The 16,330-nt window shown below is 44.1% G+C and carries 15 protein-coding genes; 10 read left to right on the plus strand and 5 right to left on the minus strand.

Going from position 1 to position 16,330, the window contains the following annotated elements; translation table 11 throughout:
• The first annotated feature begins 195 nt into the window (after positions 1 to 195).
• The 6 genes from N39L_RS29560 to N39L_RS29585 all read left to right on the plus strand — a co-directional run bounded on the left by N39L_RS29560 (position 196) and on the right by N39L_RS29585 (position 6,861).
• Positions 196 to 1,248: a glycoside hydrolase family 10-like protein gene (locus N39L_RS29560; protein ID WP_014277176.1), complete on the plus strand. Its 1,053-nt coding sequence runs from the start codon at positions 196 to 198 to the stop codon at positions 1,246 to 1,248.
• 214 nt (positions 1,249 to 1,462) lie between these two features.
• Positions 1,463 to 2,305 (plus strand): glycosyltransferase family 2 protein, encoded by an 843-nt coding sequence (locus N39L_RS29565; protein WP_014277177.1) that lies wholly within the window; start codon positions 1,463 to 1,465, stop codon positions 2,303 to 2,305.
• A gap of 121 nt (positions 2,306 to 2,426) precedes the next feature.
• Positions 2,427 to 3,209, plus strand: coding sequence for a calcium-binding protein (locus N39L_RS29570; RefSeq protein WP_006616490.1), 783 nt, complete (start codon positions 2,427 to 2,429; stop codon positions 3,207 to 3,209).
• Positions 3,210 to 3,293: 84 nt separating this feature from the next.
• Positions 3,294 to 4,238 carry a HEAT repeat domain-containing protein gene (locus N39L_RS29575; protein ID WP_014277178.1) on the plus strand — a complete coding sequence of 315 codons (945 nt, stop codon included), beginning with the start codon at positions 3,294 to 3,296 and terminating at the stop codon, positions 4,236 to 4,238.
• A 57-nt stretch (positions 4,239 to 4,295) separates the two neighbouring features.
• A complete protein-coding gene (locus N39L_RS29580) occupies positions 4,296 to 6,311 on the plus strand; it encodes an O-linked N-acetylglucosamine transferase, SPINDLY family protein (protein ID WP_043468696.1) in 2,016 nt (671 codons plus the stop codon).
• Positions 6,312 to 6,372: 61 nt separating this feature from the next.
• A complete protein-coding gene (locus N39L_RS29585) occupies positions 6,373 to 6,861 on the plus strand; it encodes a hypothetical protein (RefSeq protein WP_014277180.1) in 489 nt (162 codons plus the stop codon).
• Positions 6,862 to 6,864: 3 nt separating this feature from the next.
• On the opposite strand, the gene N39L_RS29590 is transcribed toward N39L_RS29585, so the two are convergent.
• Genes N39L_RS29590 through N39L_RS29600 form a run of 3 tightly spaced genes read right to left on the minus strand, consistent with a single transcriptional unit; the run spans position 6,865 to position 10,240 of the window.
• On the minus strand, positions 6,865 to 7,599 hold the full coding sequence (locus N39L_RS29590; RefSeq protein WP_006617771.1) for a DevA family ABC transporter ATP-binding protein: 735 nt from the start codon (positions 7,597 to 7,599) through the stop codon (positions 6,865 to 6,867).
• Between the two features lie 44 nt (positions 7,600 to 7,643).
• Positions 7,644 to 8,831 carry an ABC transporter permease DevC gene (gene devC, locus N39L_RS29595; protein ID WP_014277181.1) on the minus strand — a complete coding sequence of 396 codons (1,188 nt, stop codon included), beginning with the start codon at positions 8,829 to 8,831 and terminating at the stop codon, positions 7,644 to 7,646.
• A complete protein-coding gene (locus tag N39L_RS29600; protein WP_014277182.1) occupies positions 8,828 to 10,240 on the minus strand; it encodes an HlyD family efflux transporter periplasmic adaptor subunit in 1,413 nt (470 codons plus the stop codon). The genes devC and N39L_RS29600 overlap by 4 nt, the downstream gene beginning before the upstream one ends.
• A 128-nt stretch (positions 10,241 to 10,368) precedes the next feature.
• Here N39L_RS29600 and N39L_RS29605 point away from each other — a divergent pair, with 128 nt between their 5' ends.
• The gene (locus tag N39L_RS29605) at positions 10,369 to 10,968 is read left to right on the plus strand and encodes a TetR/AcrR family transcriptional regulator (RefSeq protein WP_006617768.1); all 600 of its coding nucleotides are present in this window, start codon (positions 10,369 to 10,371) and stop codon (positions 10,966 to 10,968) included.
• On the opposite strand, the gene N39L_RS29610 is transcribed toward N39L_RS29605, so the two are convergent.
• Entirely contained in the window at positions 10,951 to 11,349 is a 399-nt protein-coding gene (locus tag N39L_RS29610; RefSeq protein WP_014277184.1) for a hypothetical protein, read from the minus strand. The two genes, N39L_RS29605 and N39L_RS29610, sit on opposite strands and share 18 nt — an antisense overlap.
• 19 nt (positions 11,350 to 11,368) lie before the next feature.
• Entirely contained in the window at positions 11,369 to 12,301 is a 933-nt protein-coding gene (era, locus tag N39L_RS29615) for a GTPase Era (protein WP_014277185.1), read from the minus strand.
• Between the two features lie 107 nt (positions 12,302 to 12,408).
• Between era and N39L_RS29620 the strand changes: the two genes are divergently transcribed.
• The 3 genes from N39L_RS29620 to N39L_RS29630 all read left to right on the plus strand — a co-directional run bounded on the left by N39L_RS29620 (position 12,409) and on the right by N39L_RS29630 (position 15,968).
• Positions 12,409 to 14,067 carry an efflux RND transporter periplasmic adaptor subunit gene (locus N39L_RS29620; protein WP_014277186.1) on the plus strand — a complete coding sequence of 553 codons (1,659 nt, stop codon included), beginning with the start codon at positions 12,409 to 12,411 and terminating at the stop codon, positions 14,065 to 14,067.
• 41 nt (positions 14,068 to 14,108) lie between these two features.
• Positions 14,109 to 15,326 (plus strand): ABC transporter permease, encoded by a 1,218-nt coding sequence (locus tag N39L_RS29625; RefSeq protein WP_014277187.1) that lies wholly within the window; start codon positions 14,109 to 14,111, stop codon positions 15,324 to 15,326.
• 516 nt (positions 15,327 to 15,842) lie between these two features.
• Complete coding sequence (locus tag N39L_RS29630) at positions 15,843 to 15,968, plus strand: hypothetical protein (RefSeq protein WP_286131354.1); 126 nt, start codon at positions 15,843 to 15,845, stop codon at positions 15,966 to 15,968.
• Positions 15,969 to 16,330 lie beyond the last annotated feature (362 nt).

Raw genomic sequence — 16,330 nt, forward strand, 5'->3', positions numbered from 1 at the left:
ATTCTAATCCCCACTGCAGTTGTGGGGGCAATGTTTTTAAAATAGTCCCCTAACTAAAGATAATAGCTGAGGGATATACTGAGCAAGACTGCCACTCAAATCAATTTGAGAAATGGGGAACAGTCTACGGATTAGCGGGTTCATTCCCGGAAAATCCTCAATGTGAAAACCAAGTTACTGGCAACCGGAGGGACTATGGAAGTTCGTGGGATTTGGCTAACTACTACTGATAGCAGGGTTCTCTACTCTAGGGCGACTATTGCTGAAGCAATGGACTTTTTAGCCGACACAGGCTTTAATGTGGTGTTTCCAGTGGTTTGGAATAAAGGGGTCACTCTCTATAAATCTCAGGTGATGAGCCAAAAATTTGGCGTTGAGATTGATTTTTATGTTCGCGGACGTGACCCTCTCGCGGAAGTGATTGAGGAAGCCCATCGCGTCGGACTCAAGGTGATACCCTGGTTTGAGTATGGGTTTGCTAGTTCCTATCAACAGAATGGGGGCCGCATCCTTAACCAAAAACCTAACTGGTCGGCGATTAATTCCCAGGGGGGTATGGTGGTTAAAAATGGCTTTGAGTGGATGAATGCCTTTGATAGCGAAGTTCAGGACTTTATTATGAGTCTGATTTTGGAGGTCGTCCGTAAATATAATATTGATGGCGTTCAAGGGGATGATCGACTCCCGGCTTTACCTTCGGAAGGGGGATATGATCAGCAAACGGTGCAGCGTTATGTCAAGGAGTTTGGCCGTCAACCTCCCCTACATCATAAGGACTCTCAATGGCTACAGTGGCGCGCTAATATTCTCACGGATTTTCTGGCGCGGATTAAACGAGAGGTTAAGGCGATTAAACCTAATTTGATTGTTTCTATGTCTCCCAGTGTTTATAGTTGGGGATTAAATGAATACCTCCAGGATTATATTGCTTGGATTGATCGGGATTTGGTAGATATGATTCACCCTCAACTTTACCGCCGCAATTTTTGGAGCTATAAGGGGTTAGTTGATCAGTTGGTTGATGTGCAATTCCGAGATTGGCAATTGCCTAAATTGTCCCCCGGAGTTTTGATTAAGGTGGGCTCCTACCGCATTAGTGCCGATGAACTCTTAAAGTCTATTGACTACAACCGACATCGCGGCGTAAAAGGAGAGGTTTTATTCTTTTATGAAGGACTCCGGGAAAATAATGATGAGTTGGCTAAAGCACTCCGCCGAGGACCTTATGCTACTCCCGCCCGGTTGTAGATGATATTGAATTGAACAAAACTGGCTATTTTCAGCAGAGATGACGCTATTTTGTGACGGCTTATTATGGGGATATTTAACCATAATTAAACGCTGTGACTTTAACTGCCTCTCTGTTGGATGATAGCTGCTGCTATTCCTTCGCCTCTATGAGAGGGGGTTGATGGCTCTCCTGATTGGTCAATATATGGTAATTAATCATTAGGATTGGGTTATGTATGATAGCCAGGAAGTCAGCACAGAAACTCCCTTAGTTAGTGTGTGTATTCCTACTTACAATGGGAAGAGGTTTGTGGCGGAGGCTATTGCTAGTGTTTTATCTCAAACTTATTCCCGAATTGAGTTGATTATTTCTGATGATGATTCCACGGATGAAACGGTGGCGATCGCTCATTTTTTCCAGCAAAATTCATCCCAGGAAATTCGGGTAATTACTAATCATAATCAGCGGGGAATTGCCGGGAATTGTAATCATTGTATTACCGAGGCTAAGGGTAAATATATTAAGTTCCTCTTTCAAGATGATTTGTTGGCTCCACAATGCGTCGAAAAAATGGTTGATTTGGCTGAAAAATACCCGGATATAGCCTTAGTTTTTTCCCGGCGAGAAATGTTTTTTGATCCAGGGTCAGAAACCGACCCCTATCTGATGATAGTTTATCAGGATTTCCAGAATTTGCCGGCGGGTTGGTCTCAATTACAACCTGTGCAATGGGGTAGAGATTTATTGTCAGATCCGCGATTATTGGAACATCCCATTAATAAAATTGGGGAACCAACTACGGTTTTACTCCGTGGGGAAGTATGCGATCGCTTAGGAGGATTTGACCCCCATTTAAACCAATTAGTTGATTTGGATTTATGGTGGCGAATTATGGCAGAATATCAGGTAGGTTTTATTGATGAAACCCTATCTTATTTTCGGTTACATCAGCATCAGAAAACCTATCAAAATATCCAGGAAGGCACAGATACAGATCTTAACTTTTTTGCCAAGGTTTCCTCTCATCCAGACTATAATTTTTTGCCGTTAAATCTCAGGCAAAAACTACATTAAACCCGACAATTGACATCAATCATAAGTCCCTCTCACCTCCCCGGAAACAAATAGATCAAGATTCTGTCAATCAACTTGGTAAACTTTCAGCAGATCTAATTTTGACAAGGAGTACCAGATTATGACCAGCTTTTTAACCCCTAGCGCTAACTTAGGTATATTCGGAGTTACTGCTTTGTTGGGTTCCCCTGGAGACGATATAATTTTTGCAACTCCGGGTCAGGCTTTAGCCTTTCCTGACGGGATTTTGTTACTAGCGGGAAATGATAGCCTCCAAGCCTCTCATATCACCGATCCCTTACTGGTCAATGGCAACCAAGGCAATGATACCATTAGTGGGGGAAGCAATAATGATACACTGTTCGGGGGGCAAGGAGATGATTTCTTATATGGTGGACCCGGTAATGATCTCCTATTTGGAAATTTAGGGGATGATTTATTAGAAGGTGGTCCGGGAAATGATACCATTTATGGCGGTCAGGGAAATGACACGATCCGGGGAAATGATGGCGATAATCTCTTATTTGGCGATTTGGGTAATGATTTTCTCTACGGCGGCGCGGGTCGCAATACCCTAATGGGTGGTGAGGGTGATGATATTTATTTCTTAGACCCCATACATAGGAGTTCACAACTGCGAGATGTTGATGAAATTCGCGGTTTTAATGTGGTCAATAATCCGTTTTTTGGTGATAAAATTGCTGTCCCCGTGGGCACTCGCATTGATGAATTGAGTTTAGAACGCGATCGCCCTGATTTGCGCCCCAGCCAAAATGATGTCAATGGTAACGGCTTAAATGACATTATTCTTGAGTTGGAAAATGGGGATTTTCTGGGGGTTCTGATTAACGATGGCAACCTGCCGCGACGGTTGCTCCTGGATATCGATTTTATTTTCATCTAAAATGGGTTAAAATAGCGGCTAACTTGGGAAGTCTCTCGAATTGATTGGAGTCAACCCCCAAAATCCTCAAACCAGGTGTTTAATATGGATAACCATGCCAAGCCCAGCGTTTTTAGATCCCCGAAAATAGTCCGGTTTTGTTTTGGCGCGATGCTGTTATTAATGGGAACAACCGCCACCCAGGCGACAGCTACAGCAGAGGTAATTACTAAAATTCAGGAACTCGGTAGCGATAACCGACAGCATCGACTAGCGGCGGTGAAAGTGTTAAAACAAATGGGGTCTACGGTGGTTCCGGTTTTGCTGGAAGCCTTAGAAGACCCAGACCCGGCTATCCGTCGCAGCGCCGCCTATGGTTTGGGGGTAATGGGTTTACAGGACTCTGATACGATCGCCGCTTTGCTATCTCACCTCAAAGACCCTGACCCGGCGGTGAGAATGGATGTGGCCGTTGCGCTTCAGCAATTGGGACCGGCTTCTGATCAGATCCAAAAAACGGCGATCGCCGATTTTATCGAAGCCCTCAACCATGAAGATAAGGCGGTTAGGGAAGGGGCAACTTTTGCCTTGGGAACCCTAGGAAAAGAAGCAGCCCCGGCGATCGCTCAGTTAATTGCTGCCCTCAAAGATAGTGATGAGGAAGTGAGGATTAGCGCCGCTATCGCCCTCCGGCGCATCGGTTCTCCGGCGGTTCCTGCCCTCACTAAGGCACTTACGGACGCGGATATGCAAGTTCGCACCAAAGCGGCTTTCGCCCTCGGTAAGATTGAATCAGCCCTGATTCCGGCTATGACCGCTGCCCTGGAAAATAGCGATCGCCAACTGCATCAGAATGTGGCTAAATCCCCGGAAAAGACCGCCAATCGAAGGGTTGAGGCTAATCGGCCCTTTCCGGTCGGTTCTCAGCCTATCCGCCCTAACACCAGTCCGAGTCCTTCCCCTATAGGTTCTCAGCCTATCCGCCCTAACTCCAGTCTCCGTCGGTCTCCTGGGGGGGGCTCGGCTTATCCCCCTAACCAGCAAATCTAGCAATTCTACCGTTGGCTATCTGTCCCCCTCCAGAGGGCTGCATCACTAATACCAATCATGACGGATAAAATGATTTCTCCTGATGTTGAGTTGGCGACTTTTCATTGTCAGTTAGGGTCGCAATTCCTGGAGTTAGGACAGTTAGCGGCGGCGGAGTCTGAATATCAAAAAGCGATCGCTATTTGTCCAGGTCTGACTAATGCTTACTTGGGCTATGGTGCTTTATTGTTGTTGCAAAATCAACCACAACAGGCTATAAACACCTATGAAAAAGCACTCCAATACACCAGCACCCCGGAAATTCTGTCAGCCCTAGGGTTGGCTTGGGTAGCCCTAGGAAATGAAACCCAAGGCTATTATTATCTAGGATTATCAGCCTATTATAGTTGTGACTATAAAACAGCTATTGACTACTATAATCAGTATCTGGCAAATTGTCAAGATTATCAATCATCTATTCATCTGGAAGTTAACCTCAACCTGGGAGACTGTTATCAACGGCTAAATCAATATAATGATGCAGCAGCCATTTATCGCCGTTTGATTGATGAATTTCCTCAAGTGGTGGAAGTCTATCTTAACTTGATTTTATCATTGTCAGAAATCGGCGCAATTGCAGAAGCTATAAGTTGGGCGACTGTGGCTGTTAAGAATTTTCCTGATCAGATTTCTCTGAAGTTTGCCAAATTGCGATTATTTCCGATTCTCTACAATAACACTGCGGAAATTTTCGCCTCTCGACAAGGGTTTGCACAAGACCTCAAAGGGATTATTAACCAAGCCTCTATTTTTGATAATGCTACCCTCCAGGCTATGGGGGAAGGTACAAATTTTTACCTGCAATATCAGGGGGATGAACAGTTATTTAAAGGTAGTTTGTCTGAAAAGAACTTACAGCGCCAATATGGGGATTTTTTACATCGGGTAATGGTCGCCCACTATCCCGAATGGGGAGAAACACCGCCCCCTAGACTGAGGGGAAAATCTGATAAAATTAGAGTTGGTTATATCTGTTCTTTTTTACAATGGCACACAGTGGGGAATCTCTTTTTAGGATGGGTGAAAAATAGCGATCGCCAAAAGTTTCAGGTCTACTGTTATTATACCGGACAGGAAGCCGACCAGATTACAGATTTATATCAACAATATTCGGAGAAATTCTATCATATCTATAATAACATTGAACAAGTCAGCCAACAAATTTATAGCGATCGCCTGGATATTCTGGTATTTTTAGAGTTGGGAATGTGTCCCCAAACCCTACAAATAGCCGGATTAAAACTCGCCCCTATTTATTGTGCTACCTGGGGACATCCAACCACCACAGGATTACCAACTATCGATTATTTTATCTCCGCTGAATTGCTGGAACCTGCTAACGCCCAAACTTACTACAACGAACATTTAATTTGTTTACCTAATTTAGGGATTTACCTAGACCAGCCATCATTTCCCCCCTCGGCAAAATCTCGGTCAGATTGGCAGATGTCCGACCATGATATCATCTATTTATCCTGTCAGTCTCTGTTTAAATATTTACCCCAATATGATGATATTTATGGTAAAATTGCCCAAGGGGTAAATCAAGCTAAATTTGTATTTATCTCCCATTGGTATCAGGAAGTTACCGCCAAATTCCAAAAGCGTCTGTATGCTGCTTTTGACAAATTTGGTTTGTCGGGTGAAGATTACTGTCTATTTTTACCTCGCTTAAATTATGCCGAATATCTGCAATTACAGAGTTTGGCTGATGTGGGTTTAGATACGTTTCAGTTTACCGGATTTGCTACTACTTTAGATGCGATCGCTGCTAATTTACCCCTAGTTACTCATCAGGGGGAAATCATGAGAAGTCGCCAGTCAGCGGGGATTTTACGGCGCTTAGGAGTTACTGAAACCATCGCTTCTTCCGAAAGCGAATATATAGAAATTGCCGTTAAATTAGGGTTAGACCCAGAAACCCGAACCGCCATTAAACAGAAAATCCAAAACCATCGATTTCGTCTCTATCATGACCTACAAGGTCTGCAAGGCTTAGAAGAATTTTATCAAAATTGTGTCCCGGTTAAATAGTCTAATTTTGCCGTAGGGTTTATTATAGTTAAATGTCAAAATTTGCGAGTGATATAATTATATGGGTTCGTCAATTTTAGTTAATTTAAGGGAGGCATTTTTAATCGCCCCAGGATTTTGGGAAAGTTGCCTTAATCCTAAATTAGGTAATTGGTGTAAATTGGTAGAAGGAATAGACCGCAGTCAGACTGATGGTTATTCCATTGAGGGACCCTTTGTGAGTCAAATTGACCAATCAGCTTTACAGGTTCCAGGATTATATCTTTATTGTCAAAAAGGAAGGCGAAAACGGGGAAATTGCGATCGCTTATATACCCTCTTTGTTTTGGAACCTGACGGGACGGTGAAAGTAATTAATGAAATGAAAACCGCCAGCCGCGACTGGGCGATTGAATTATGGCCGCCAATAGAAGCCTATTTTAATAGTCAAACCCAGTCCCTAGAAAAACGCCGTCAACAGTTATTGGCTGAAATTGAATCTTTGGAATTTCAACTGAGTCAGCGGCGGTCAGAATTATTAGCTTTAGAAACTAATTATGACGGGGAATAACAGCTAACGGAGACTAGAGGTTAGCTTTCCGTCTTCCATGGTAACAATGCGATCGGCAATATCCAAAATACGGTTATCATGGGTAACTAATAAGATAGTACAACCCTGTTCTTTTGCTAATTTTTGCATTAAATTAACTACCTCCCGTCCCGATTTACTATCGAGGGCGGCGGTGGGTTCATCGGCTAAAACAATAGGGGGATGGCTAACTAAAGCCCTAGCAATAGCTACCCGTTGCTTTTGTCCCCCAGATAGATCTTCTGGGTAATAATTAAGGCGATCGCCTAGTCCAACTTCTGTTAATATTTCAGCAGCATGGTGGCGCATTTCCTCCCTGGAAAAAGTGCCGTGCATTTCTAAACCCATCCTCACATTTTGCCAAGCTGTTAAACTGCGGTGAAGGTTATGGGCTTGGAAAATATAGCCAATTTGGCGGCGAATCATTACTAACTGATTATCCTTAGCCCCACAAATTTCTTGATTTAAGATTTTTAAACTGCCAAAATGAGGCGATCGCAAAGCACCCACTAAGGTCAAAAGTGTAGTTTTTCCTGACCCAGAAGGCCCGGTCATTATCACAATCTCTCCCGATTTAATCTCCAAATTAATATCAAACAAAACCTGCTTTTTTAAATGACCATCACCAAAATAATGATTCAATCCGGCAATTACAATCACCGAATTTGTGCCGGTTTCTGAAAAACTTGCATTGATAATATTCGCCGCATTCATAATCATCTTCCTTGGTTTTACCCCCCTAATTGACAACCCCTGATCTGAATCTAAAAAATATCAGCCGGGTCAGCCGCCTGAAGTTTGCGGGTAGCTATAGCCCCTGATATGGTACACATAATAATTGTCAAAATAAATACTTGAACCGCCCTAAATAAAGTAATATAAACAGGCAAATTTGTAGCATTTCTAGTGATGGCATATAAGCCAATAGAAATACCCAATCCCGGCCCAAAACCCAATAAGGATAAAATCAAAGCCTCCTCAAACACAATTGACAATAAATAAATAGTTCGATAACCCATAGCTTTAAAAGTGGCGTATTCAGCCAAATGAGAAGCGACATCAGTTGACAATACCTGATAAACAATAATGGTTCCCACGACAAAACCCATTGCTACTCCTAAATTAAACACAAAACCAACAGGAGTATTAGCTGTCCAATAATTCTTTTCAAATTGGATAAATTCAGCCTTAGTTAATACCCGCACATCATCGGAGGGTAAATGAGCTTTTAACAGAGCTTGAATTTCCAAAATGTCCGCCCCTAATTCTACTTTAATTAAACCTATATTAATACTGCTGGCTTGTTGTTTGGGCATCAGGCGCAAAAAGTTTTGATCACTGGTCATCAAACTACCATCAGCGGCAAAAGATGCCCCCAGTTCAAATAAACCAGCAATGGTAATAGTGCGGCGTTCAATTTCGGTTGTCACCCTTTCTCCCCGGTCTATAGATATGATCGCCTCTTGATAGTTTCCCCTAGCTTCCCGGTCAAATAAAACCCGATCTGGTAATTTAATATCTGGTAAATTTGGATGATTTATGATAAAATTAAAAGCGGGTTTATCTGGATTAAATCCCAACAGCAAAATCGCGGTTTCTTTCTGGGTTTGGGGATTTTTCCAAGTTTTGAGAGCCACATAAACAGGTTCCACTGACTCGACCCCCGGCACATTCATCGCCTGATAAAGTCGGCGACGGGTGAAAGTAGACATACGGGTTAAGTTCAAAGCCTGGGGACTAACTAACACTAAATCTGCTTCTAAGGCTCTATGAAGGCGAGTATTACTATTATATAATGCTGTCTGAAATCCTAACTGCATAAACATCAAAATATCAGCAAAGGCAATACCAGCGATCGCCACGAACATCCTACCCTTATCATGGGTTAACTGTAACCATCCTAAAGGAGTCCGTCTCGCTAATTGTTGTAAAGGCTGCATCAATTTAATCATGGTTCAATTACCACTAATACTTGTAAATTAGTTAACCCAGCTCCTCTCTGGCTGGCAGTTTTATCTAAACGTATACGCACTTCTACAACCCGGCTATCAATATTAGCAGAAGGGTCAGCATTAATCACATCTTGCCGTTGAATTTGTAAACCTACGCGATCCACAATTCCCGATAATTCTCCCTCTAAAGCTGCACTGGTAATCCGGGCAGATTGTCCAATTTTAACCCGGTGAATATCACTTTGATAAACTTCAGCGATCGCCACCATTTGCCGAGTTTCTCCCAGTTCCACAATGCCCAAATTATCAATTATTTCTCCAGGGTAAGCATGAATCTTTAAAATCTGCCCATTTCTAGGGGCAATAATTTCAGCTAAAGCCAAATCTGCCTCGGCTTGTCTTAATGCAGCTTGGGCTGATCTTACCTCTGCTTCTGCTACTGCAATATCCACAGGTCGCACCTCCGCCTGGGCGGTTAAAGTAGCCATAGCTTCCCTAATCTGTTGCGTCCCTCCCCGATCCATACCATCTAAATTAGCCTTAGCTTCCTCAATTTGCTGTTGTTTAGCTAACTGAATTTGGGTTAATTGAGCCTGGGTTTCTTGAATTTGCTGGTTATAAGTATTTTCAATGCGAATTAAATTAAACCGTGCCTCCTGTAGCTGTTCTTCTGTGGTTATCCTGTGCAGCCGTTTTAAATTCCATAACTCCTCGGAAATTGCCCCCTGTTGATGCAATTCCTGATAGCGACGTTCATCATTTACAGCATTGTTATATTCAGCCTCAATGCGGTTAATTGTTGCCTGTGCCACCTGCCATTCCCCCTGTTTTTGAGCCTGTAAACGGGCGATTTTGGCTTCTGTTGCTACAATATCGGTGCTGCGTTCGGTCTCTAAACGGGCGATCATGGCCTGTCCGGCTTCGATATTCGTTAGTCTTTCGGTCTCTAGGCGGGCGATCGTAGCCCTAGCCGCTTCGAGTTCCCCAATTTTCGCCCCCGCCTTAATTTGCTCGAGTTTGGCTGTTGCTAAACCGACCTGCTCCTGAGCCTTTTCTATGGCCGCTAGAAGGCGATCGCGACTATCTAAAATGGCGATCGCATCCCCCTCCTGCACCCAGTCCCCCTCCTGGACTAGCAACTGCTGAATTAGGTTATTTTCCATCCCACCGGCAGCCGAAATTGAGATCACCTCCCCTTCAGGTTCCAATCGCCCCAAAGCGGTTACCTTGATTGATACGGGTAGACTAGCTACCGCTAAGGGCATTTCCTGGCTTTCTTGGGTAGACTGCCAAAACATATAGCTAGCAACACTTCCTAACCCTACAGTGGCAACCATTGCCCAGGTGCTGATCCGGCGACCTAGGAAACCAGTTGAGGTGAAATCGCTGGTGCTGTGGGACTGTAACATAACATATCTCTCCCCATAATTAAACTAGACTGTTTAGTTCACTAATTAAGTATACTAAACTGTTTGGTATAATGACAAGTAGATCACAAAAATTCACAAGGACTGCCACGGCACGAGGAGAGAATTAGATGGCCAAGAGACAATCTCACCCAGAGACAGGGATGGCCCCCAAAGCAGAACAAATTCTTCAGGGGGCGATCGAGGAATTTCTGGCCCACGGCTTTGCAGCTACCAGCATGGATCGGGTAGCTAAAACGGCTGGAGTATCAAAAGCCACCCTATATAATCACTTTGGGGATAAGGAAAGTTTGTTTAGTGCCTTAACTGAATATTTAGGGGAAAAACGAATTTTGGACTTTGTAATTGAGGAACCAGAAGACCCGGCTATATTTTTAAAAACATGGGCGACTGCAATTTTAAGTCAAATCTTAAATGACCCCGAGTTGCTGTGTTTTTTGCGCTTAATTATTGGGGAATCGGGAAGGTTTCCAGAACTAGCTCAAGCCTTCATTAGTAACGTTGTTAAAGTAGGAATTAATAGGCTAACTAAGAGTTTAGAATCTTACCCAAAACTCAAGTTAGCTGATGCGGAAGTGACTGCTAGGGTGATTATGGGAGCATTATTACACTACTTACTAATCCAGGAAATTATGCACGGTGGAGAAATTATGCCCATGGAACGCGATCGCTATATTGAAGGCCTGGTAAAATTAGTAATAACGGACTAAGGCGACTCTTCCAAAACGCTGATCAATTTCTATAGCCATGATCTGAATTTCGGGAAAGGGAGGATTAGCATAAATAGTGGTTTCTCCGAGAGGTAAAGATAAACAGCAGTTAAAGATAGGCTGTCGGTGTTCTGGGGGTAAAAATTTATCCTCTCCCATAGCCATAACTGCGGCATTACAAAAAGAAAGCTGACCCTCTAAATTCAAGACCCCAGCCGGAGTAGTAAACTGTTCGCACCAGCGGAGAGTTAAAAACCATTTCGCGTCTGACAGTCTTTTAAAAACGCGATCTGGCTTAGGATATTGCAGGACTTTATATCCTCCTGGAATAGCCACAACAGTGCCGCCCAAAAAACCAAATATAGTGCCGATATCGCTCATATTGCCCTCCATTTACCCCTTATTCTTCGACACGATAACCCAACTCAGCCAACTGATTGCGGGACTGTCGCCATTTAGGTTGAACGCGCACAAACAACTCGAGATAAACCTTTCCATCTACTAACTTTTGAATCTGTTGGCGGGCGGCGCTACCAATAGTTTTGAGCATTTGTCCGCCCTTCCCAATTAAAATGCCTTTTTGGGAAAGACGTTCGACATGAATGGTGGCTAAAATGCGGGTAATCTTAACATCTTCCTCGACTTTATCAATAGCGATCGCCACAGAGTGCGGTACTTCCTCGCGGGTGTGTAGCAAAATCTGTTCGCGAATTAACTCACCCATAATAAACCTTTCGGGTTGGTCAGTCACTAAATCAGGAGGGTAATAATAGGGACCGGGATCTAAACTGTTAATTAACAGATTTTGTAATGTTTCTACCCCCGCACCAGTGACAGCGGAAAACTTGACCATTTGCCATTGATTAGCCTCAGCGAACTGCTGATAACTCTGGTCGATCGCCTCATATTGATCTGGCTGTAGGTCCCACTTATTTAAACCCAAAATCACGGGGACTTTAGTATGGGTAAGTAAATCGACGATATAGCGATCGCCACCCCCGGACATGACCGAACTATCCACCACAAAGACTAACACATCCACCGAGGCGATCGCCAATTTCGCATTCTTTACCAAAACCTTACCCAACTGATGATGTGGCTTATGAATTCCTGGCGTATCGACGAAAATAATTTGAGCCGAGTCAGTAGTAAGAATTCCCCGTAAGCGGTTACGAGTAGTTTGAGCGATAGGAGAAGTAATCGCAATTTTTTGTCCTACCAACTTATTCATCAGAGTTGATTTCCCCACATTGGGGCGGCCGATAATGCCCACAAAACCTGATTTGTAGCCTTCGGGGGCGACCGGAATACTCACCGGAAATATAGAGTCCATCCTTCCAATTACCTAAAATTTTGATAAAATTGATATATGACTAACTGATCAGATTTAATCCCAAATACTGATCGAGTTTGTCAGTTCGTGGATCGAGAGGAACCATAATGTTAACAGATCCAAAACCAGAAACAGAGTCCCCTAACGGTCTCGTTAAGCATGACTTCCAGCCCACAGTAGCAAAACCGCCCCGACGTAGACCAAAATGGTGGGCGATCGCACTACTGGCTTTAGGAATTCTTGCCGTTCCCATGGTCTGGCACCGAGTTTATCATCGCAAGCCTAACTCACTACAAATGGTAGAAGCCTTGACTGTACCAGTGGAAGCCAAGGATCTAACTGTAATCGTTAGGGCTAGTGGAGTTGTACAACCCGTGCGCCGGGTGAATTTGAGTCCGAAAACTCAAGGGCGTTTAGCTCAATTGTACGTTGAACAGGGCGATCGTGTCGAAGCCGGTCAAATTATTGCGCGCATGGAGAGTAACGAACTCGAAGCCCAACGCCTACAAGCGCAAGCCAGGTTAGAACGCGCCCAAGCCAATTTGGCAAAACTGCGCCAAGGCTCTCGTCCCGAAGCCATTGCCAGCGCCAGAGCCCGCCTAGAACGCACGCTGGCACGTCTAGCAGAGTTGCAGGCTGGAACACGCCAAGAAGAAATTGCGGTGGCATCTGCGAGGCTTAGAGAGGCGGAAATTCGCCTATTTGATGCCCGGTCGGGGAGTCTACAAAATGAAATTGACCAAGCCCAATCAAGAATACAAGCCAATTTAGCTGAGTTGGAATTGGCCCAGGGACGGGTACAGCGCTATGAAGAATTGAAAAGTCAGGGGGCTGTTTCTGAGGATACTTTGGATGGCTATAGGCGAGATCAACGCCGCCTGGAGGCTTTACAGGATGAGGCTAAACAGCGACTAGCACAACTTCAGGAAAATAGGCGATCGCAAATTGAACGATTGGAAGCTACCGTTGAACAGGAACGTCAAAATTTGCGACAGTTACAAAATGGCACTCGTCCTGAAGTTATCAGACAAGCTGAGTCTGATGTTACCGAGGCGCGCAGTCAGTTAGATGAGTTGGAAAATGGCACTCGTCCTGAAGATATTGCGGCTGCTGAAGCTGATGTCCGGGAGGCTGAAAGTCAACTGCGCTATTATCAAGTGCTGTTAGAAGATACTAATATTCGTGCGCCTTTTGCGGGAATTATTACTCAAAGATATGCGATTGAGGGCGCTTTTGTTACTCCGGCTACTTCCGCCTCTGATGCGACTTCTGCTACCTCTACTTCTATTGTGGCTTTGGCTAAGGATTTGGAAGTTTTAGCGAAAATTCCCGAAACTGATATTGTCCAAATTGAACCATTACAAAGGGTGGAAATTATAGCCGATGCTTACCCAGATCAGGTTTTTGAAGGTCAAGTGCATTTAATCGCCCCGGAAGCTATTAAAGAACGAGATGTTACCCTGTTTCAAGCCCGGATTGATATTCGCACGGGACAGGATGTATTGCAGTCGGGAATGAATGTTAATTTACGGTTTGTCGGTCGCCAACTTAATCAAGCTGTTGTGGTTCCGACTGTGGCGATTATTACTAATCGGGGAAATACGGGTGTACTCATTCCTAACCAGGAAGGTCAACCAGAATTTAAACCTGTTACTATCGGTTCACAAATTGGTAATGAAATCCAGATTTTGGAAGGAATTACTACAGGCGATCGCGTTTTTATTGAATTGCCACCCGGACAAAAACTTGAAGATATTATACAATAAAATAGCACCTCAATCCTCAACTAATCTAATCATCCCTAATTATGCATATTCTAGAAAGTATCAAAATGTCCTCGGCGACATTATTGGCTAATAAAATGAGAAGCAGCCTAACTATGTTAGGCATTATTATAGGTAATGCCTCAGTTATTGCTATGATAGGTATTGGAGAAGGGGCGCAAACCTTTGTCGAAAATCAAGTTAATTCCCTGGGTCCTAATGTATTATTTATTGTCCCCGGCAGCCCGGAAGCCCAGAGAAGACCTGTTTATCCCCCTCAAAATTTAATCCTAGAAGATGCAATGGCGATCGCTGAACAAGTCCCCTCAGTGGAAGCTGTAGCACCTTCTTTAACAGCTAGTGAATTAATATCTTATCAGAGTAGGAATGCCTCTGGTTCTATAATTGGCACTACCCCAGAATATATGACCGTTCGTAGTTTTGATATTGCCAAAGGAAGGTTTATTTCTGATTTGGATATTCAGCGAAATGAACAGGTAGTCGCCCTCGGTTCAGAAATAGCAGAACAATTATTTGGTAATGAAGACCCCATCGGTAAACAAGTCCGACTCAAGGATATTACATTGCAGGTAATTGGAGTCATGCAACCCAAGGGTTCCAGTTTAGGAAGTAATGAGGATATGAATGCTTTTATACCCATTACCACCGTTGCTAATCGCATTACTGGGCGCAATTCTCCCTATGGTTTACAAGTTACCTTTATTTCCGTTTCTATTAAAGAAGCACATCAGATGAGGGCGGCACAATTTCAAATTGAGAATTTGCTACGTTTACGACATAAAATTACTGATGAAGATGATTTTACGGTTCGGAATCAACAGGATTTAATGAATATCCTCGGACAAATTACTGGGGCTTTAACGTTGATGTTAGCAGCGACGGCGGCGATTTCCTTGTTAGTCGGGGGAATTGGAATTATGAATATTATGTTGGTTTCTGTCACAGAAAGAACCCAGGAAATTGGTCTGAGAAAAGCCATAGGCGCTTCCCAAAATGATATTCTTATTCAGTTTATTATTGAGGCGATTATCTTATCTGTAGCGGGGGGATTAATTGGCACGGGTTTAGGTGTTAGTGGTGTGTTACTGGTGGGAATACTAACACCTTTAGAAGCTGGAATTTCCACAAGTGCGATCGCAGTCGCTGTCAGTGTTTCTGGTGGTATTGGCTTATTTTTCGGCGTAGTTCCCGCCAGACGCGCCGCCGCCCTTGATCCAATCGTCGCCCTCCGCAGTATTTAATAGTTGATAGGCGCTGATTCGGATAGGGCGGGTTTATTAACTAATTAATGACCGGGGATAGGGCGGGTTTATTCAGATAGTCCTGGGGATGGAGAATTCACAGCAGAACCCGCCCCGACAATTATCAATTAATGACCAGGGATAGGGCGGGTTTATTCAGATAGTCCTGGGGATGGAGAATTGACAGCAGAACCCGCCCCGACAATTATCAATTAATGACCAGGGATAGGGCGGGTTTATTCAGATAGTCCTGGGGATGGAGAATTGACAGCAGAACCCGCCCCGACAATTATCAATTAATGACCAGGGATAGGGCGGGTTTATTCAGATAGTCCTGGGGATGGAGAATTGACAGCAGAACCCGCCCCGACAATTATCAATTAATGACCAGGGATAGGGCGGGTTTATTCAGATAGTCCTGGGGATGGAGAATTGACAGCAGAACCCGCCCCGACAATTATCAATTAATGACCAGGGATAGGGCGGGTTTATTCAGATAGTCCTGGGGATGGAGAATTGACAGCAGAACCCGCCCCTACAATTAATAATTATCAATTATCCGGTGGGCTGGGGCGGGTTTATTTAGATGGTCGTGGGGATGGAGAATTCACAGCAGAACCCGCCCCGACAATTATCAATTAATGACCAGGGATAGGGCGGGTTTATTTAGATGGTCGTGGGGATGGAGAATTCACAGCAGAACCCGCCCCGACAATTGTCAATTAATGACCAGGGATAGGGCGGGTTTATTCAGATAGTCCTGGGGATGGAGAATTGACAGCAGAACCCGCCCCGACAATTATCAATTAATGACCAGGGATAGGGCGGGTTTATTCAGATAGTCCTGGGGATGGAGAATTGACAGCAGAACCCGCCCCGACAATTATCAATTAATGACCAGGGATAGGGCGGGTTTATTCAGATAGTCCTGGGGATGGAGAATTGACAGCAGAACCCGCCCCGACAATTATCAATTAATGACCAGGGATAGGGCGGGTTTATTC

Origin of the sequence: Limnospira platensis NIES-39 (assembly GCF_026000695.1) — a bacterium.
GTDB classification, from domain to species: domain Bacteria; phylum Cyanobacteriota; class Cyanobacteriia; order Cyanobacteriales; family Microcoleaceae; genus Limnospira; species Limnospira platensis.